Raw genomic sequence first — 19,360 nt, 5'->3', positions numbered from 1 at the left:
TTTTAGCGTTTCCCGAACTCGAGATATGTGGTCGTTTCTTTTACGTGAAACGGAACGTCTGTCTCAGACAACGGACGACTGAAATAGTACCCTTGCACATAATCGCATGATTCCTTCAGTAACCATTCGAGTTGAGCGGATGTTTCAACGCCCTCCATCAAAACCTTCATTCCAAGATTATGACCGAGTTGAATCATCGAGCGCACGATAGCCTCTTGGTTCCGATCGGTAAACAGATTCACGATGAACGACCGATCAATTTTCAGCACTTGCACGGGCAGTTCTCGAAGTTGACTGAACGAGGAATGGCCAGTACCAAAATCGTCAAGTGAGATGAGAATTCCGAGTTGATGTAACTGTGTCAATTTCTCACGGGTCGAGGCCTCGTATGAGAGCATCGACGACTCTGTCACTTCCAACTCGAGAAACATCGGGTCCATCCCCGTTTCTAACAAAATAGACTGAAGTGTATCGACAAAGTCTTCACGCGCAAATTGAAGCGGTGAGACGTTGAGGGATAACGTAAATGGACGAATTCCGGTTCGTTGCCAGCGCACCCAGGTGCGACATCCTTCTCGAATCACCCAGTGACCAATCGAATGAATCAACCCCGTGTTTTCTGCAATCGGGATGAAGTCAGATGGCGCAATCGTCCCGATTTGTGGATGTTGCCATCGGAGTAACGCTTCCACACCTTCTAGTCGATTCTGTTTTAAATCGATTTTTGGTTGATAGACGAGTGTGAGTTCATCTTGATTTAATGCGGTGACAAGCGCTTTTTCAATCTCGATATTGTATAAGATTTGAGGTCGCGAGGACTCTTCAAACGACTTGATATTGTTCTCTCCATCCCGTCTTGATTCGTCAGCGGCAAGACGAGCAAATTGAATTAATTCTTCTGGAGAAGAGCTATCCTTAGGGAAATGACTGATTCCCGCACTCATCGTCAATTCAAGTGTCGTTCCATCTACGTCAAAAGTAGATGAGATCGCCTTTATACACTTTTCTGCTTTTTGATGAGCGAGTGAGCTTCGTTGCGCGAATAGCAATATGATAAATTCGGATGGCCCGATTCGCGTCAGTACATCATCCGGGTGAATCGTATGTTTCAGACGATTGGCGACTTGAAGGATTAATTCTTCAGCTCCATGATGACCGAGAATGTCACTCAAAAAACGCCAGCGGTTGACGTCGATGTATAAGCAGGAGACCGAACGCTCTTGTAAGATGCTCTCCTGAAGGAGCGAGTCGAGTTTGTAGCGATTCGGTAAATCGGTCAACGCATCATGGAACGCCATATGTTCAATCATGCGCTGTGAAGCGACCGTTTTGGTCACATCGCGTATAAACCAAAGTACTTGATTGTTCGTACCATCTTGAAGTGGGTAAGACGTCACTTCTAACGTGCGGTGATTCGTCTCAATTTGTACCGGCTGATAAAAATGTTGTTGAGCCGATAATAGAGGATGGTAATCCTGAAAAAAGGGTTCAGGGGCGCATCCTTCGAATAAGTGAGCGAACGCTTGATTTTGATAGCGGATTTCACCGTCACTCGTCGTCGTTACTACGGCATCCGTCGTCGACTCTAAAATCGTTTTTTGAAAAAGGTCACGCTTTTGAATTTGTCGGTCTAACGTATAAGCAATAAAATATGTCCCGAATAAGAGAAACACGATGCTTGTGACGAGCCACGCTAGCAAAGTGGGGTCAATCGGGATTCGACTCACAGGTGAAGCATCGGGGGTAATGATTGTTGCCCTCATCCCAGCGATATGCATACTGAAAATGGCTGTTCCCATCATGAGTGAGAACATTAGCTTCACAGGAAAGGTCGTGCGCTTTGTGGAGTATGAAGAAAAGAAACCTACCCACAGGGAGAGGTAGGAAGCGCTCCATGCAATTCCGATGGATAATAAAACCCATGAGGGGTCGAGCTCCAATTGAACACCTTGTATGGCAGCCATTCCGATGTAATGCATGCTGACAATCCCGAATCCCATCAGACCGGATGACTGCAGTAGTGTCATCCATGTCTTGTTGCGGGAAACCAAGCCGAACGACAGAATGCACCCGGCAATCGCCGGAACCATCGACCCGATAATGACCCAGGTGGAATACGTGCTATCGTGTAGAGAAGCATGCCCAAGCATGGCCACAAAATGCATGGACCAGATCCCGAGACCTAAGGTAGTGCCGCCAAATAAAAGCCAAACGCGATGGGACGAGGTAGATTCTCCTGTGACTCGTTTCGCCAATTCGAGTGCCATAAAGGCAGAAACACTGGCAATAATGAAGGCGAGAAACATCAAAAAACCATTATGACTCATTGTCTGAGTGCTGATTTGTTCCATAATATCGATACCTCGTAGGATTATTTATTGTATGTTCACTTCATTATATGCGGAACAACACAGATTACATATAAAATTATTTAAATTAAATAACGGGTATTAAGTTGCTGAAGGGGGGGCCGACTATGTATAAAAATAAATATATCAACTTTTTCTTGTTCATCGCATTCGGCTATTCATGGGTTATATGGACGACACTGTATTGGTGGACGGATTTATCGATTACGTTCATCGTCATCTTAGGAGCATTCGGGCCGAGTATTTCAGGCTTTCTCACGATGTATCGACTTCGTGGTGGTGCGGGGGTGAAGCATCTCCTTCGAAATAGTATCCAGTTCAAGATGAGTTGGAAAACGTATATGATTCCACTTTTATTAGTACCGTTTTTATTTCTCGTTGCCTATTGGTGGACGGACCGGAGCGGTGCGTTAATCGTTCGCGAACCGTGGTGGATTGTCCCTTATTTTCTATATATGTTGTTTCTAGGTGGGACACTGCAGGAAGAGTATGGATGGCGCGGCTATTTGCTTGACGCGTTGCAGTCAAGGCTGTCTCCGCTTTTGGCCAGTCTGACACTAGGAGTCATTTGGACGCTTTGGCACACCCCTCTTTTCTTCATGGCTGGAACTGGGCAGATGAACTTGTCATTTTGGGCATATGGATTAGCCGTGATCGCCTACACGATTCTCATCACGTGGGTATACAATGGTTCGTCACGCAATCTGTGGTCTGCCTTTCTTATGCATACGATGTTTAACGTTATGCTCGTCATGGTCGGGTTCGATGTGGAAGATGGCTATCCAATTGGATTTATTCATTTGACGATTACATTATGGACCGTTGTGATTTTAGTCATTTGGAAAACGTACGGAAAATTGAATTATGAACCGCTCGAAGAAATGATTCCAACTTACCCGAGTGTTACGCATCGGATTCGCGAGGGTAAAGAGTAGAACAAAAATAGAAAAGGAAGTGGACGTCTTGAAACTCCGCGCACTCGAACAATCAGACGTAAAGCCCTTGCAACGCTTATTGATGGATAGTTTGAGTGATTTGATGCGACGAGAGCGTTTTGAAGATGCCGATTTGCTTGATGAAGAAGTGGCGCGTCTGAATACGACCATTCAAGATCACTTTGATGACGATTTCGTGCAACTGTATGTTGTCGATCAAGATGGTGTGATTGTGGGCGTAGGGGCATTATTGCCACCCAACGATATCATTTCGGGACATCTCGAGGTCGAGCGCGATGCCATTGAACTAGGTAGTGTCTATATATCACCGCATATGCAGCGACTTGGCGTCGGGCAATTTTTGCTAGAAGCGATGAAACGAGAGATCCTCGCTAGAAAGCAACACGTCTTTTATTTAGATGCGGGTTTTCCGAGCGCGCAAGCGTATTGGCAAAAACGATTAGGCGCACCCTCTCTCATTCTCGAACATTATTGGGGACCGGACGCATCACACATGATTTGGCGAGTGGACATCAAAAAGAGAACTTAGCGCTCAGGCTAAGTTCTCTTTTTAGTAGTACGAACGCATAAATTGATGAATGCCGGATGCGGTCGCTTCGGCCATCCGTTGACGATACGTCGTATTCGTCAAATAAGAACGGTCGCTTGAGTTACTGATAAATCCGTATTCCACAAGGGTAGAAGGCGAAACATTTCGTCCGACCACGTAAACGTTCTGATACTTGACTCCGCGGTTTTGGATTGTGGAGATACGCGATGCAATCTCTTTGTTGATAGAGGACCCTAGGCTACGACTCGCTGAGATGTAAGGATTGGTCGTATAACTGTCTGACGTCGGTACGAGTACTTCGTGTCCGTGGGCCGTGTTGTAAACAGAAGAATTCGCATGAAGACTGACAAAGATGTCCCCTTTATAGGACTTATTTAGTGACACACGTTGCTCCAGTGAGAGATACGTATCAGTTGAACGTGTGAATTTGACGTTGTAGTCATATGTGCTCGACAAGACGCCCGCAAGGCGTTTTGCGATATCAAGTGCAATCACTTTTTCATAAACGGATCCGTAAACGGCTCCGGGGTCATTTCCACCATGTCCTGCATCGATGACAACGGTTTTTCCGGTTCCATCTGTATCGGTTGGTGTCGTGACAGTCGTCGGTTTTAGATACTCGGATGCCACATAGCCCGTTTTACCGTTATACGTCACTTTATACCACGAGTCGTATCGACTCACGTATTTGACGACCGATCCGGCAGGAATTACGGTCAAGACATCGCTCCAAGAAGCTGCGCTAAGTCGCATATTCAAATTCACTGTTGTTTCGTAATATGAAGAGGGTGTCACCGGAGTTGTTGTCGTCGTTAAATAGTCAGAGGCAACGTATCCGGTTTTGCCATTGAACGTCACTTTATACCAAGAACCATAGCGGCTGACGTATTTGACGGTTGCGCCAGATGGGATCGTGGTAACGACGTCACTCCAAGAAGCAGCGGTGAGGCGCATGTTCAAATTAGCTGTCGTTTTATAATAGTCCGACGGCGGAATAGGAGCACTTGTAGGTGTTAAGTAAGCAGAGGCGACGTAACCGATTTTGCCATTAAACGTTACTTTATACCACGAACCGTAGCGACTGACATATTTAACGGTTGCGTCAGCCGGGATCACGGTGACGACAGCGCTCCAAGAGGCAGCGGTGAGGCGCATGTTTAATCGATCTGTCGTCTTATAATAAGAAGCAGTATTGGATACCGTCGTAACGTATTGAGAAGAAACATAACCTGTTTTGCCTCCATAACTGACTTTATACCACGAACCGTATGTACTGATGTAAGTGACACTCGAACCGGACGGGATTGTTAAAAGAACAGGACTCCACGTTGCAGCACTTAAACGAAGATTTAAGTTGGCAGTTGTGGTGTAAGTCGAGGCGGCCTCGGCGACAGTCGATTTGATTCCAGAAGAATCGAGTTGGAATGGGGCGATGACTGCCCCGGTTAGTGCAAGTGAAGAACTTAATAATAGCTTTAAGCTCCATGATGATTTTAATCCATTCAATGTTCAAACTCCTCTATTCAATAAACTAGCGACAATGACGGCATATGAGAGTACATCTGAGTTGTCTTTGTTTATTATATAAGTAAAAAGTAAAAAATGGAGAGAAATATATAATTCATTTACCTTTTTTCTTAAAATAAAAAAGACGCACGAGGCGTCTTTGAAAAATATGATTATACGATGCGTGGCATGCTCTCATTATTGATTTTTTCTGGAATTTCAACTTGAACAATGCGTGGTCTTTCCTCAGCATTAATAATAATCGGTTCTTCGATTTTAACAATGCGTGGTCTTTCTTCTGCAAATGGTTTAAAAGAACTTCCGAGTAAAATAACTGCAGTTGCGATAAAGAAAAATCCAGCTAACTTTTTCATGTTTAATTCCTCCGTTGTATAATGATTTATATAGAAAACTCTTAATACCAACGAAAATAAAATGAGTTACAAGTCATCTGTGGATTTCAAAAGCTTATAGATATCCTCAGACTGTTCTTTAACTGAATTGAATAAGTCTCCTGAATAGGTTTCAGGTAAACTTGGCTCATAGATGGTGACTTTATTAGAGTCATTCTTCGCTAAAGTAGCCAAGATCGGTACTTTCATAGTTTGACTTAATAAAGTACTACAAAGTGGAGTACAAACTTTCTGCAGTTGCTCTAATGAATTAGGTTGCCAGCACACGGATGCCTCAGGAAGAATGTACAAAATGTGACCTTCGCTCAATAGCGTTTCACATTGTTTAGATAATGAAGTTGAGTCCTGTTCAATGTTGATAAACTCGTAATCTTGAAGTTGTGCTTCATAAGCAGTCTTAGTGCTTCTTTTCAAAATTGATAAGGATAATTCCGGACCCAAAATATAAAGTTTTTTGAAAGAGCGATTTACTTTCAACGTCTTTGAAATTAATTTGGGGAGACGCTGGTAGTAGTCGATTTGAAATGCACTTACAATGAAACCCTTATTAGAAGATAATAACTCTGTCAAATTCTCTAATCCTTCGAAATGATTTAAATCTTCTTTCGAATATGAATGGTCTACGATTGTAGACGGTGTAGAAAATTTCGATTTAAAGTAGATTTTTGGTTTAATATAATCTTCAGCAAGTAAAAAGCTAAGCTTCCCCATTTGCACCATCTACCTCCTACGAAATGTTCATTGTTTTCTAAATAATAGAACTAAAGCCCAAATCATTGCTTGTTGACTAGTTAAATCTTATCATGTTTTTTTATGGTAATGGACATGTTTAAGTTGGGAAAGTTTCTTGTAAAAAGATGAATTAAAATAAGAATTATAGGCTAAATTTCCTGAAAGTATATAATTATGAAGAAATATTAAAAGAAGTTCAGAAAATAGGGCAAAGGGGCTACTACTAATAATGGAATACAATTATGGGAATTTAATTAGAGTAGAGCGCTTGCGGCAAAATATGAAACAATCAGTCTTAGCCAGGGGGATTTGTTCGATTTCGTACTTAAGTAAAATTGAAAACAATCAAACATCTGCTAGTGAGGAAGTTCTTGAACTGTTGTTTGAGCGACTTGAAATTGAAGTACCCCTGTATCATGACTTTAGGTATCAAGCAGAGAAAGTAATTAAAGAAATTAGAGAGATTTTGAAAGAAGCGATTTTGACGCGGAAAAATGGTGATGAGCAGGAGAAAGTTAGAAAATATATGAACCATCCAGCGGTCAAACAGTCAAAATCAGTTTACACTACGCTTATGATCACATTGGCTCGTCTTGGCGTGATGCCAGGAGGCGACCCAAAGTACCTCACAGAAGTAGGCTGGATTGAAGATCAACTATCCACTGACGATCGCATTCGGTATAACATGTTGAAAGCACTTCAGTACTTTCAGGAGAATGAAAAAGAACTTTCATATAAATTAATAGAAGAAGTGACTGAAAAGTTACCCCATTCAGGAATTCCTGATTGGGAGACAGCGGATATTCGTTATGTAACGGGTGCTTTATATTACCGTTTCACAGACAATATACAAGCGCTTGAAAATCTTCAGTCTTCGTTAAGGTATTTTCAAGAGAATTTTTGTTTAGAAAGAATGATTGAGTGTCACATGATAATTGGATTGACTTATAAACGTCGAAAACGATATGCAGATGCACTTTCCTACAATCAAAAGGCACTAAAGGTTGCGAATGCGACTGATCTAAGAAATTATTACGGCATGCTTTATAACAACATAGGAGAAATCTATTCGTTGTTAGGTGAACAAGATAAGGCACTTACGTACTTTATGGAAAGCTTTGAATATAAAGTGGATATTAGAAGCAAATTATTCAGTGTTTTATCATTGGTAGAGGTAAATGCAAAACAGAAAAATGAAAAGGGTGTCCTTGATTGGTTAGAGACTGGACACGAATTGATGCAACAACACGAGTCGATTGAAGAGTTTAATCAGCACTTTGATATCTACTGGAACCATTTCAAAGAAAAGAATCGTCAAAGCGTGATGAACAGTCTAAAAAGCGCAGTTATTTATTTTGAAGAGCATGATGAGTATATGTATGCTAAAAAATATGCTTTATGGTTAGCTCAAGAATTAAAAGCTTCAGGAAAATACAAACTAGCAACAGACTACTATGAAAAAGTGATTTCAATCATGTCACAAGCAGAATGACGCCCTTTTGGAGCGTCATTTTTTATGACCTTTAAGCTTCTTTAGTCAGACGTCTTATGGTGTCGTAAAATAGTGCACCGTCCACACCTGTTCCTGAGCGAGGCGTTCGTCTTTGATATGACCGTTAAGGACTTGCTGTAATAAATGAATCAAGTGCTTCTGGAAATTTCCGTCATGTGAGCCACTATGCAAAATTTGCTCTTCGCTCGCAATGATATAAAATCCACCAATCCGCAAAGGAATATGCTTTCGAACCAAAGCCGTAGCGATTTGATACTTCGTTTGTTCGCCTGTATGAGGCACTTCGACTTCAAAACGTCCCCATTGTTTCAAATCTCCAATTTCTGAAAAAGGTGGGTCACGATGATTCAATGGCAGGACCTCCGATCCTAGCAATTTCTTTATAATCAGTATATCTTGTTTTCGGCTTAAAACGTGTAAAAATAAATGGATAGGGTATTCCACATCCACGTAAATGAATCGGTTTCTTTCCTTTCTATATTTTGTAAAAGGAATCCTTCCGAATTAGGCAAAAATGAGTCAAAAATAACACGGTTAAGAAGACCGTGTTATTGCATGATATGTTCTTTCGATGCGGGAAGTTCACAGATGAAAGTACTTCCTTCCCCATAAACTGATTCGACATGGAGTTGTCCGTCATGAGCTTTAGCAATCTCTTTACAGATAGCGAGCCCGAGCCCGGTCCCCCCGATTTTGCGTCGATCCGAGTTGTCAACGCGATAAAATTTTCCGAAGAGATGAGGAAGAGAGGCAGTCGGTATGCCCATTCCATGGTCTTTTACTTTGATCACAACCTCTTCATCTATGCGCTCGAGTGATACAAGAATATTCCCGCCGTCCGGTGAATATTTGATGGCGTTACTTAACAGGTTGCCGAACAGCTGTCGCATCCCTTCTAAGTCGGCATCGATGACGAAATTTTGTTCGATATCAACGTCGATGAATAGCTCATGAAGGTCCGTTGTTTCTTGATAAAATGCGACGCTATTTGACACGAGTTCATATAGGTCGACCGGCTCCCATTCAAACGTCTGTTTTCCGGATTCCATCTTCTGCAAGTCTAAGAAATCGCTGACGAGATATGAGAGTCGCTTCGCCTCATCATAGATCGTATGCAAATACAGTTCTCGACGGCTTTCATTCAAGTCGCGCGACAACATGAGTTCGGTAAACCCATAAATCGATGAAAGGGGCGTTCTTAATTCGTGCGACACAGTCGTTACGAGTTCAGATTTCATCCGGTCAACCTCAGTCTCGGCGGTAACGTCACGTAGGACGAGCATTGTCCCACGGAGTCGACGATCACGATAAATACTTTCGGCATAGAGTTGGATAAAGCAATCACCTTGATCAATCGAAATCGTGAGCCCGTCTTCCGGTGGGTCTTGGGAGAAGACTCGCTCGAAGTACCGAACGAATTGCTCGTGTTGGTCGACGCGTTTTGCTAATTGCTCGATATCGATGTTGATGGCGGACAACTCTTCGTACCCTTTATAGTCAAAGTGAAGATCATCAAACATGCGGATGAAGGCACGATTTCCGACGACAGTGTCATCTTCATAGTTTACATATAGAATAGCTTCACGCACCGAATTAATCAGTTGGGCTGTTTCTTTCCGATCCTGTTGCATCTGAAGATAGAGTTGCATCCGAAGAAGTGAGATGGCGAGCTGGCTTGCGAACGCGTTCAGTTCGGACTTTTCACTTGCATCATACTGTTCATCATACCGTGCCAAATAGAGGCAACCAATCAGACTATTCTCGGACGGGTCCATGATCGGGATAACTGATTCATAAATATAATACGGATACGTGTGTAACGCATCGACGACCCGTTTCGACGTTGCGGCGGGTAACTTTGAAATCATGACGCGTTTGAGTAAAAGTGAATCTTTTTTGAGACTTTCTTGTTGTTCTTCGGTCATTTCTTTTGGTACGACAGACGTAATTTCTCCGTCTTTGGCGAGTAGGAGCGCACCAAACTCGGATTTTGTGAGTAACACGATTTTTCCGATGACAGATGAATAATCAAATAGCGATTCTTTTGAGGCCAATACTCCGATTAATTCATTACGATATTGAAGGTTCATTTGATTTATCTTGGATTCGTTTAGTACACTCTCGAGCTTTGCTTTCTTGGTCTTCAATCTATGGTTTTGTTCAGTCATCCGTTTGATGAGCGGACGCCCGATGAGTAAGATGGCACTAATGAACATAACTAACCCGATCATCCAAATCCATCGAAGGGCTGTGAGTTCGAGAGTAGAGACATCCCCATCTCGCACAAACCAAGCGCCAATCGCGGTCAAAATGATACTAAATCCACATACGCTATATAAAATACTGAGTATTTGACGACTGTTGAGTTGTTCAATCCACTTACTGATCATTCGTTTTACTTCCTTCCTTGAACATAAAAACGGGGGTCATCCTTTCCTTGCCCTGCATTCTACGAAACGGGAAAAGGAAAATGAAACTAATTTGCTTATGCGATGTGTCTATTGTCTATGTTGCTTTCACATACACGCATTTACCCAAAATGATTAAAAGATACACATGTCTACTTTCTCACCATTGACATCATTCACATAAACTATTATCTTGAATTTAAGATAAAAAAGAATGAGGAGTGTGAGTGGATGTTATCGATTGAACCGTCTGCTTTGACTGAAATCGACACGTATAAGTTTTTGATTGGCAGCATTGTGCCGAGACCGATTGCCTTTGTCACAACACGACATGAGGATGTGATCAACGCGGCTCCATTTAGTTATTTCAACGTGGTTTCTTCCGTTCCTCCGCTCGTGTCGGTCTCTGTCCAACGAAAGGATGGAGTGATGAAGGATACAGCACGAAACGCGCTGCGCACGAATGAATTGGTGATTCATATCGTAGATGAAACGAATGTCGCCCATGTGAATGAGACGGCTGCAAACCTTGCAGCCGATGAGAGTGAACTGTCTCGCACGAACTTCACGATTCAACAAAGCGAAGTTGTTTCGACACCTGGGATCAAGGAAGCAAAAATCCGATTTGAGTGCGTATTACATCACCACCTCCCGATTGAATATGACGGACAGACGACTGCGGATTTGTTGATTGCACGAATTGTCCGTTTTCATATCGACCGTGATTTATATAAACACGGACGTATCGATGCAAAACAACTGGCTCCGGTCAGTCGAATGGCGGGGAATGGTTATGCGACACTCGGTGAATTTTTCGATTTGAAACGTCCGGAATAATTGATAAACGTGTCCGTTTTTTCTAAAGAACGGACACGTTTTTTGGGTAAAGAAGTAGGAAGCGTATTTGCGTACGGTATTTCTTTCATTCCGAACCTTGCTTATGTCACAATAAAGTCAGAACATTCTAACTTTCAGTCATCCTAGATTAGAGAAAAAAGGGGAGTCCGTCATGTACCGTCCAACTGTCCAATCGATTATTACTGCCATTGAAACCGTTATTGTCGGAAAAGAAGAAGTCATCGCTAAAAGCTTAACTGCGTTGCTAGCAGGGGGACATGTCCTTTTAGAAGATGTACCAGGTGTCGGAAAGACGATGCTCGTTCGTACGTTTAGCCGAGCGATCGACTTAGAGTTTAAACGCATTCAATTCACACCTGACATGTTGCCATCCGATTTGACCGGTATTTCGATGTATAACCAAAAAACGAGAGAATTCGAATATCGTCCTGGTCCGCTCATGGGGAATATTATTTTGGCGGATGAAATCAACCGGACTTCTCCGAAGACGCAGTCGGCTCTTCTTGAGGCGATGGCGGAGCGAAGTGTGACAGTGGATGGGGAATTAAAAGTACTACCTTCACCATTTTTCGTCATGGCGACACAAAATCCGATTGAACATGAGGGGACGTACCCATTACCTGAAGCGCAATTGGATCGTTTCTTGCTCAAAATTGAAATGGGCTACCCGACATTCAATGAAGAAATTGCACTGTTATCACGTTTTGAAAAAGACGAGCCGCTCGAAACCCTTCATAGCGTAATCACGAAGCAAGAAGTCGAACGTATGCAGCGTGAAGTGAGAGATGTCCACGTATCGAGTGCAGTCAAACAATACATCGTGCGATTGGTACATGAGTCTCGGAAAGATCCGCATACGTATTTAGGCGGAAGTCCGCGGTCCACCCTTGCCTTGATGAAAGCATCACAAGCGTGGGCATATATTCATAATCGTGATTTCGTGTTGCCAGATGATGTCAAAGCACTGGCGACGAGTGTTCTCGGACATCGTGTCTTGTTGACGGCGGAAGCGCGTTATAAAGGAAAAACGTCGAATCAGTTGATTCAAGACTGGCTCGATACGTTACCTGTCCCGATGGATCGTGAGGTCAACGAGGTATGAAAAACTGGATGAAGCTGTTCGTTGTATGGGCGGCGGCATTCGGATTGTATTCATTTGCCCGCATCGAAGGAAGTATTGTCGCTTCGACGTTATGGTGGTCGTTCGCGGTGTTGACCGTCTATTGGACGCTTTTCATGATCTATCCAGTCACTGCGGCGAACGTCTCGCGACGTGTGACGACGAAACGTCTCGTCTCCGGTCAGGTGATGGATGTCGAACTGAAAATCGAACGGAAGTATCCTTTCTTGATTGGGATGGTGACGTTAGAAGAGCGAATGCCACAACGCTTAATTGATGAGGATAAGACTATTATCGTGCCGGTAGACCGTTTCTTCCGGCGTGCTGAAGTTGTCGAGTATAAAATCGATGCAATCAAACGAGGAATTCATGTCTTTGATCGAACGATTCTCCATGTTCGTGACGTGTTTGGGTTATTCGACCGTAGACGGACGATACGAATCGAGACAGTCGTTGAAGTATCTCCTGCTGAGCTGCCGTTTGATTTGCCACGAGATGAGCACGTCGGAGGACGTGGTGAGCAATATCGCCAAACGCGTACGTATACAGAAGTGGCCAATACGACAAGCGGAGTGCGTGAATATGCGGCAGGAGACCGAATCGGACGGATTGATTGGAAGGCATCTGCACGTCGAGGCAACTTGATGACTAAAACGTTTGACCAGGAACAAGAAAAGAAGCTCTCGCTCGTGTTTGTCCCTTCGGTCTCTGCTGGTTACGAGGAGGCGTTTGAACGCTCTTTGTCGCTACTCGTTGGTGCGATTCGCCAGTTAGAACGTAAAAATTTGCCGTTTGAACTATATGTGATTGAAGACCAGGTGAGGTTGTTTCATCTTCCGGACCAAAGCGCTGAGGTCGGTCATTACTTGCTGACTGCGACTCCGGAAGCGGAGGGGCGTCTCGTCGAGAGGGTGAAGCAGAATCTGCCCCAACAAACGGGGGATCTGATTTTAATCAGCCCGTTCGAGACCGCGTCAATCCGGGAACTCATGCATGAAACACAAGGAAGCTATCATCTATACACTGCGGTAAGTGAGGTGATGACATGAGAACTTGGGTGACCCGCATTGTTTATACGATACTTGCCGCCTATTTGTTGTCGTTCTGGATTGAACCGATTGTTGGAAGTACAACGTTTGATGTGAATTGGCCGTTTTATTTCCTTCTCATCGTGCCGATGTTCGCAAGTCTTCTCCCGTGGACTGCTTTTCTTAGTATTTCATTTCTCAATTTTCTAGTCGTCCTATACGTCTATCACGGAAGTATTTTCGACTGGTTCGGGATTTGGATGGAAGACTTCACAGGTGTCATAAGCGGAGAGTTACCAAACGAGGCCATCTTTTTCTCTGCGATGGCGCTCATCGGGCTTCTGTTCGCCGTTCTTGTCGGACGAACGTATCCAAGTTACGGATTTGTGCTTGGGATGATTGTATCCACACTTGGTGTCATGGCTTACTTCGACACGTGGACACTATATGACGGTGAAGGTGACATCCTTTATGCTATCATCACATCGCTGCTCCTGTTATTCGTCACGGATTTGGCGAAACGACCGAGTCAATCACTCGTTCGGTTTGTCAGTATCGGTTTGTTGCTCAGTGTCGTTGTGGCCCTTGCGAGTGCGTCGCCGACGCTCGAGGGGGATTGGTCCGATCGAATCACCACGAGTTTCCGAAATGCGACAACAGAAGGCGATGGGAACGGACCGGGGCGTGTCGGATATGGTGTTAGCGATGAGGCGTTAGGTGGCCCGTTCGAACAAGATGACGGAATCGTCTTTATTGCACGCGGTGCACCGGCTCGCTATTGGCGTATTGAATCAAAAGCGATTTATACAGGGAAAGGTTGGATTGCGGCACCGGTACTCGATTCCAACTACAATCGTGGACAGTTAGTGGACGCGGAAGTGGATACGACACCGGAACAGGCGATTCTGCGTTTTGATCGTCGACAATCGTTCGTTCCATACGGTGGTGAATATCCACAAGCGGCGGAAACGGAATCTGGTACAGAGTTTTTGGTCGGTGATATAGAGCGGGATTTCCCGAACGAGACAATCAACATTCAACCTTCCGGGAAAATTGTATTTGAGAACGAGGGACAAGCGACGCCACGAACGATTCAACTCCGTTACAGTGTCCCCGCTTTCTCTGAAGAACAGCTCGATTTAAACGAAGACGTAACTTCGCTTACTGAAGAAGAAACGCAGGTTTATTTACAACTTCCAACCTCGTTACCGGATCGAGTGAGAGATTTAGCTGCTGAAATCACGGCGGAGAGTGAAACTCCGAACGAAAAAGCAGAGGCGGTTGAAGCTTACTTCCGGAATGGAGAATTTCAATATGATACGGAAAACGTGGCCCAACCGCAAGACGACACGGACTACGTCGACCAGTTCTTATTTGATACACAAATCGGCTATTGTGATAACTTCTCGACATCAGCAGCCGTCTTGTTGCGAGCAAATGGCATTCCGACACGTTGGGTAAAAGGATTTACGATGGGAGATACGCGGGGGGTCATTCAAGGGGAAGAAGAACATACGATTCGTAATCGTCATGCTCATTCATGGGTTGAGTATTTCATTGAAGGTGCGGGCTGGGTTCCGCTAGAGGCGACAATCAGTTTCTCGGACGCTAACTTACTACAAATGGAGCAAGAGACGGATACGAATGATTCGACCCCGGTTACGAACGATCCACAAGCGTCTCAAGACAACAATCCGCAAAATCGTCCACAAGAAGATTTATTAATCGATGATGTGACGACAGGTGACGTTCAAGAAGAGGGGCGCAGTATTCCGATATGGGGATGGGTGATCATTCTCTTCGTCGTGGCCGTCCTCATTTGGAACCGGAAGATCATCGAGCGGCAAATTATGTACGTCTGGTGGATGAGTCGTCCGCTCACAGACGGAAGTCTTGTTTCGATGCATCGATACTTGATGAAGCGACTTCGAGCAAATGGATTTAAAATCGATGGTCGGACGCCTTCGGAACTTGCCAAAGAAGTTGATGCCTACTATGAAACGAATGACATGACCCGCTTAACAGCTTTGTTTGAGCAAGCAGTCTATGCGGAACAAGAGCCGAATTCAAAATATAAAGAATATTGGAAAATCATGATTCGTCGAATTATGAGTTGAAGTGACGGGATGCATCAAGTAAGATAGACGCATTAGTTAGATAATTGAACATGGCATTCCTTCGTATATACTCGTGAATTGGCGCGAGAGTCTCTACCGGACCACCTTAAATGGACCGACTATGAAGGAGCACGTTTCGTATACAAAGAAAAGGGCGTGCTTCTTCTTCGGTTTGGATTAATCTGGGGGAGAGGCGCGTCCTTTTTTGAGGAGAAGGCAGAAAGGTGGAGATTTCGTGAAAGTAGAACAAGAAATGATTTTGGTGCTCGATTTTGGTGGACAGTACAACCAGTTGATCACGCGTCGTGTCCGTGACCTTGGCGTATACAGTGAATTGCATTCGCATAAGATGACGGCAGACGAGATTCGCGAATTGAACCCAGTCGGCATCATCTTCTCAGGTGGACCGAACAGCGTATACGCGGAAGGCGCATATCGCTGCGACCCGGAAATCTTTGAACTCGGCATTCCGATTTTCGGAATTTGTTACGGCATGCAACTCATGACGCATCATTTCGGTGGTCGTGTCGAACGTGCCGCACATCGTGAATACGGGAAAGCGACATTGTTCTCAACGCCGGAAGCATCAGCGATTTACAGCGGTCTTCCAGTCGAACATACAGTATGGATGAGCCACGGTGACCTCGTCATGGAAGCACCAGAAGGATTCATCGTTGATGGGACGAACCCATCTTGTCCGGTCGCTTCAATCAAAAATGATGAGCTGAAAATGTATGGTGTACAATACCACCCAGAGGTCCGTCACTCAGAATACGGAAACGACATCTTGAAAAACTTCATCTATGAAGTGTGTGGTGCTAAAGGCGAATGGTCGATGGAGAACTTTATCGATATCGAAGTGGAGAAAATCCGTGAAATCGTTGGCAACAAACAAGTGCTTTGTGCCCTTTCAGGTGGAGTCGATTCATCTGTCGTTGCGGCACTCGTTCATCGCGCAATCGGTGATCAGTTGACATGTATGTTTGTTGACCATGGTCTTCTTCGTAAAGGGGAAGCGGATAGCGTCATGAAGACGTTCGCAGACGGATTTAATATGAAAGTCATTAAAATCGATGCGCAAGAACGTTTCTTGACGAAATTGGCTGGTGTGTCAGACCCTGAGCAAAAACGTAAGATTATCGGAAACGAGTTCATCTATGTGTTTGATGAAGAAGCTTCGAAACTTGTCGATATGGACTTCCTTGCGCAAGGGACGCTCTATACAGACATCATCGAGAGCGGAACAGATACAGCGCAAACGATCAAATCACACCATAACGTCGGTGGATTACCGGAAGACATGAATTTCACGTTGATCGAACCGCTCAACACGCTCTTTAAAGACGAAGTCCGTGCGCTCGGTACCGAGCTCGGTCTTCCTGACTATATCGTTTGGCGCCAACCGTTCCCGGGTCCAGGCCTCGGAATCCGTGTCCTCGGTGAGATCACGGAAGAGAAGTTAGAAATCGTCCGTGAATCGGATGCTATTTTGCGTGACGAAGTGAAGAAAGCAGGTCTTGAACGAGACATCTGGCAATACTTCACGGTGCTCACACCAATCCGCTCGGTCGGAGTCATGGGTGACGAGCGTACGTACGACTATGCTGTCGGTGTTCGTGCGGTCACTTCAATCGATGGGATGACGTCAGATTGGGCACGTATTCCATGGGATGTACTTGAGAAAATCTCTGTCCGGATTGTCAACGAAGTCAGCCACGTCAACCGTGTGCTGTATGACATTACGTCTAAGCCACCTGCAACAATCGAATGGGAATAAGCGGAACAGAGGGGAATCCCTCTGTTTTGTCTTAAAACCGAACATTAACGTTTTTTTTAGATATAAAATCCGTGAATTTAGTTGACATTCTATTTTCGCGCTGATACGATAAGAACGTTCTTATTATAACCGAACAATTATAAAATAATTTGCCGTATAATATCGGGGATATGGCCCGAGAGTCTCTACGAAATCACCTTAAATGATTTCACTACGGCGAGACATAGATGAGGGTGTATGCCCTCGTATGTTTCGCGTGGGGTCCTCGGTCATTTGCCGGGGACCTTTTCTCGTTTTACGGCGAGTACAAGGAGGAAAACAAATGAGCACACAGCTCAAGCAAGACCAACAACAAACGACAACGAGTCGGATCGATCGCTATTTCCAACTCACAGCACTCGGGACGAGCGTTCGCACGGAACTTGTCGCAGGCTTCACAACGTTCCTTGCGATGGCGTACATCCTCTTCGTTAACCCGAACGTTCTTGGAGCAGCAGGGATGGATACAGGAGCGGTCTTCGTGGCGACGGGTCTTGTCGCAGTAGTCGGTTCGTTGACGATGGGACTTCTCGCAAACTACCCAATTGCGATTGCGCCGGGCATGGGCCTCAACGCGTTCTTCGCATACAGTGTCGTCATCGGGATGGGTATACCATGGCAAACGGCTTTGTCAGGTGTACTCGTATCAGGTCTCTTCTTTATCGTATTGACGCTCTCAGGGATTCGCGAAACGATTGTTAACGCAATTCCGGCTCCGCTCAAAATGGCGGTCGCTGCAGGGATTGGTTTCTTCATCGCTTTCATCGGTTTGAAAAATGCAGGCATCGTTGTTGCGAATGAAGCAACACTCGTAGGTCTTGGTTCGCTTGGAACGGGAACGACGCTTCTCGCGGTATTCGGACTTGTCGTCAGTGCCTTGCTTATGGCGCGCGACGTAAAAGGTGGTATTTTCATCGGGATGTTGTTGACGGCAATCGTCGGTATGATTTTCGGTCTTGTGCCGACTCCGACAGCGATTTCAGACGTTGTATCGATGCCGCCGAGTATGTCATCTACATTCGGTCAAGCATTCATCAACTTCGGTGATGTGTTCACGCTTCAAATGCTCGTTGTTATCTTGACGTTCTTCTTTATCGACTTCTTTGATACGGCTGGAACGCTCGTCGCGGTAGCGCGTCAAGCGGGAATCATGAAAGAAAACAAAGTACCACGTGCGAGTAAGGCGTTAATGGCTGATTCGACAGCAACGGTAGCGGGTGCGATTTTTGGAACATCTACAGCGACTTCATATGTTGAGTCGTCAGCAGGTGTCGCGGCAGGCGGACGTACAGGGTTGACTGCAGTCTTTGCAGGATTGTTCTTCGGTTTGGCGTTGTTCTTCTCGCCTCTCTTGGCAGTTGTTACGGCACCAGTCACGGCTCCGGCGCTCATCATTGTCGGTGTACTCATGGCTTCGGCTCTTCTTGATATTGATTGGAAGAAAATCGAAATCGCCGTACCAGCTTTCTTGACGATCATTATGATGCCTTTGACATCTTCAATCGCAACAGGAATTGGGCTTGGGTTCATCCTTTACCCACTCATGATGATTGCGAAAGGAAAGACAAAAGAAATTCATCCAATCATGTATGGGATGTTAATCATCTTCTTGGCATACTTCATGTTCTTGCCACACGCATAAGTTCATTTGAAAAGCCGGCTCTTTTATTAAGAGTCGGCTTTTTTGTATGCAGTATTCTCGGGAAGGAATGGGTCGTACATGGTGATGGCGTGATTTTCTGTGATGAATTCGTTTCGAAGGTGTGTGCCATTCATTGAAGTGACTTCTTTAAATATTTGGTTATGTCGTATCGTCCCGCCCCACCATTCACGGGTGAAATGATGATTTTCTTCATATATTTAATACTGTTCTTTATTCGGGATGTTCGAACGCCATTCCCCGACGAGATAATCTCCTTCTATATATAGAAGAAGTTGATACGTTTGTGCGGTTTGATTGGTGATTTGCAGATC

Annotated in this window: 15 protein-coding genes, 1 pseudogene and 2 riboswitches (1 of these 18 only partly in view); of the genes and pseudogenes, 9 read left to right on the top strand and 7 right to left on the bottom strand. The window is 44.6% G+C overall.

Translation table 11 applies throughout. The annotated features are described in order from the left end of the window. Positions 1-2: 2 nt before the first annotated feature. Positions 3-2,351 carry a bifunctional diguanylate cyclase/phosphodiesterase gene (locus P400_RS0100325; RefSeq protein WP_026824362.1) on the bottom strand — a complete coding sequence of 783 codons (2,349 nt, stop codon included), beginning with the start codon at positions 2,349-2,351 and terminating at the stop codon, positions 3-5. Positions 2,352-2,476: 125 nt separating this feature from the next. Between P400_RS0100325 and P400_RS14695 the strand changes: the two genes are divergently transcribed. Both P400_RS14695 and P400_RS0100315 read left to right on the top strand, forming a co-directional pair. Then, positions 2,477-3,304 carry a type II CAAX endopeptidase family protein gene (locus tag P400_RS14695; protein WP_051545912.1) on the top strand — a complete coding sequence of 276 codons (828 nt, stop codon included), beginning with the start codon at positions 2,477-2,479 and terminating at the stop codon, positions 3,302-3,304. 28 nt (positions 3,305-3,332) lie between these two features. Continuing rightward, positions 3,333-3,854, top strand: a complete 522-nt coding sequence (locus tag P400_RS0100315) for a GNAT family N-acetyltransferase (RefSeq protein ID WP_034770643.1) — start codon at positions 3,333-3,335, stop codon at positions 3,852-3,854. A 21-nt stretch (positions 3,855-3,875) separates the two neighbouring features. On the opposite strand, the gene P400_RS0100310 is transcribed toward P400_RS0100315, so the two are convergent. The 3 genes from P400_RS0100310 to P400_RS0100300 form a co-directional block, all read right to left on the bottom strand. Continuing rightward, the gene (locus P400_RS0100310; protein ID WP_026824360.1) at positions 3,876-5,381 is read right to left on the bottom strand and encodes an SH3 domain-containing protein; all 1,506 of its coding nucleotides are present in this window, start codon (positions 5,379-5,381) and stop codon (positions 3,876-3,878) included. A gap of 173 nt (positions 5,382-5,554) precedes the next feature. Then, positions 5,555-5,755: a hypothetical protein gene (locus P400_RS0100305; protein ID WP_026824359.1), complete on the bottom strand. Its 201-nt coding sequence runs from the start codon at positions 5,753-5,755 to the stop codon at positions 5,555-5,557. Positions 5,756-5,821: 66 nt separating this feature from the next. Further along, positions 5,822-6,505, bottom strand: coding sequence for a hypothetical protein (locus P400_RS0100300; RefSeq protein ID WP_026824358.1), 684 nt, complete (start codon positions 6,503-6,505; stop codon positions 5,822-5,824). 250 nt (positions 6,506-6,755) lie between these two features. Here P400_RS0100300 and P400_RS0100295 point away from each other — a divergent pair, with 250 nt between their 5' ends. Then, a complete protein-coding gene (locus P400_RS0100295) occupies positions 6,756-8,018 on the top strand; it encodes a tetratricopeptide repeat protein (protein WP_026824357.1) in 1,263 nt (420 codons plus the stop codon). A gap of 54 nt (positions 8,019-8,072) precedes the next feature. Here the strand turns inward: P400_RS0100295 and P400_RS0100290 are convergent, their stop codons facing one another. Both P400_RS0100290 and P400_RS0100285 read right to left on the bottom strand, forming a co-directional pair. Then, positions 8,073-8,390, bottom strand: a complete 318-nt coding sequence (locus tag P400_RS0100290) for a hypothetical protein (RefSeq protein ID WP_026824356.1) — start codon at positions 8,388-8,390, stop codon at positions 8,073-8,075. Between the two features lie 197 nt (positions 8,391-8,587). Then, positions 8,588-10,429, bottom strand: coding sequence for an ATP-binding protein (locus P400_RS0100285; protein ID WP_026824355.1), 1,842 nt, complete (start codon positions 10,427-10,429; stop codon positions 8,588-8,590). Between the two features lie 249 nt (positions 10,430-10,678). Here P400_RS0100285 and P400_RS0100280 point away from each other — a divergent pair, with 249 nt between their 5' ends. The 6 genes from P400_RS0100280 to P400_RS0100255 all read left to right on the top strand — a co-directional run bounded on the left by P400_RS0100280 (position 10,679) and on the right by P400_RS0100255 (position 19,028). Beyond that, positions 10,679-11,284, top strand: a complete 606-nt coding sequence (locus P400_RS0100280; RefSeq protein ID WP_026824354.1) for a flavin reductase family protein — start codon at positions 10,679-10,681, stop codon at positions 11,282-11,284. Positions 11,285-11,456: 172 nt separating this feature from the next. Beyond that, the gene (locus P400_RS0100275; protein ID WP_026824353.1) at positions 11,457-12,407 is read left to right on the top strand and encodes an AAA family ATPase; all 951 of its coding nucleotides are present in this window, start codon (positions 11,457-11,459) and stop codon (positions 12,405-12,407) included. After that, positions 12,404-13,474 (top strand): DUF58 domain-containing protein, encoded by a 1,071-nt coding sequence (locus P400_RS0100270; RefSeq protein ID WP_026824352.1) that lies wholly within the window; start codon positions 12,404-12,406, stop codon positions 13,472-13,474. Before P400_RS0100275 ends, P400_RS0100270 begins: the two co-directional genes overlap by 4 nt. Next, positions 13,471-15,570, top strand: coding sequence for a transglutaminase domain-containing protein (locus P400_RS0100265; protein WP_026824351.1), 2,100 nt, complete (start codon positions 13,471-13,473; stop codon positions 15,568-15,570). Before P400_RS0100270 ends, P400_RS0100265 begins: the two co-directional genes overlap by 4 nt. Positions 15,571-15,611: 41 nt before the next feature. Beyond that, a riboswitch (purine riboswitch) is annotated at positions 15,612-15,712 on the top strand. A gap of 111 nt (positions 15,713-15,823) precedes the next feature. Continuing rightward, positions 15,824-17,347, top strand: a complete 1,524-nt coding sequence (gene guaA / locus P400_RS0100260; protein WP_034771257.1) for a glutamine-hydrolyzing GMP synthase — start codon at positions 15,824-15,826, stop codon at positions 17,345-17,347. A 132-nt stretch (positions 17,348-17,479) separates the two neighbouring features. Then, positions 17,480-17,581: riboswitch (purine riboswitch) on the top strand. A gap of 88 nt (positions 17,582-17,669) precedes the next feature. After that, positions 17,670-19,028: an NCS2 family permease gene (locus P400_RS0100255; RefSeq protein ID WP_034770640.1), complete on the top strand. Its 1,359-nt coding sequence runs from the start codon at positions 17,670-17,672 to the stop codon at positions 19,026-19,028. Between the two features lie 26 nt (positions 19,029-19,054). On the opposite strand, the pseudogene P400_RS14690 reads toward P400_RS0100255, so the two are convergent. Next, positions 19,055-19,360, bottom strand: a pseudogene (locus P400_RS14690) (VanW family protein); it runs 537 nt beyond the window's last position.

The organism is Exiguobacterium marinum DSM 16307 (assembly GCF_000620845.1).
In the GTDB taxonomy this organism is placed as follows: Bacteria; Bacillota; Bacilli; order Exiguobacteriales; family Exiguobacteriaceae; genus Exiguobacterium; species Exiguobacterium marinum.
The sequence above is the reverse complement of the archived record's forward strand: the minus strand, read 5'-3'. Positions and strand labels throughout refer to the sequence as shown.

Excerpts from the sequence above, each read along its gene's own strand:
- P400_RS0100325 (WP_026824362.1), bottom strand. The coding sequence starts at position 2,351 with ATGGAACAAATCAGCACTCAGACAATGAGTCATAATGGTTTTTTGATG.
- P400_RS14695 (WP_051545912.1), top strand. The coding sequence starts at position 2,477 with ATGTATAAAAATAAATATATCAACTTTTTCTTGTTCATCGCATTCGGC.
- P400_RS0100305 (WP_026824359.1), bottom strand. The coding sequence starts at position 5,755 with ATGAAAAAGTTAGCTGGATTTTTCTTTATCGCAACTGCAGTTATTTTA.
- P400_RS0100300 (WP_026824358.1), bottom strand. The coding sequence starts at position 6,505 with ATGGGGAAGCTTAGCTTTTTACTTGCTGAAGATTATATTAAACCAAAA.
- P400_RS0100295 (WP_026824357.1), top strand. The coding sequence starts at position 6,756 with ATGGAATACAATTATGGGAATTTAATTAGAGTAGAGCGCTTGCGGCAA.
- P400_RS0100285 (WP_026824355.1), bottom strand. The coding sequence starts at position 10,429 with ATGATCAGTAAGTGGATTGAACAACTCAACAGTCGTCAAATACTCAGT.
- P400_RS0100280 (WP_026824354.1), top strand. The coding sequence starts at position 10,679 with ATGTTATCGATTGAACCGTCTGCTTTGACTGAAATCGACACGTATAAG.
- P400_RS0100275 (WP_026824353.1), top strand. The coding sequence starts at position 11,457 with ATGTACCGTCCAACTGTCCAATCGATTATTACTGCCATTGAAACCGTT.
- P400_RS0100270 (WP_026824352.1), top strand. The coding sequence starts at position 12,404 with ATGAAAAACTGGATGAAGCTGTTCGTTGTATGGGCGGCGGCATTCGGA.
- P400_RS0100265 (WP_026824351.1), top strand. The coding sequence starts at position 13,471 with ATGAGAACTTGGGTGACCCGCATTGTTTATACGATACTTGCCGCCTAT.
- guaA (WP_034771257.1), top strand. The coding sequence starts at position 15,824 with ATGATTTTGGTGCTCGATTTTGGTGGACAGTACAACCAGTTGATCACG.
- P400_RS0100255 (WP_034770640.1), top strand. The coding sequence starts at position 17,670 with ATGAGCACACAGCTCAAGCAAGACCAACAACAAACGACAACGAGTCGG.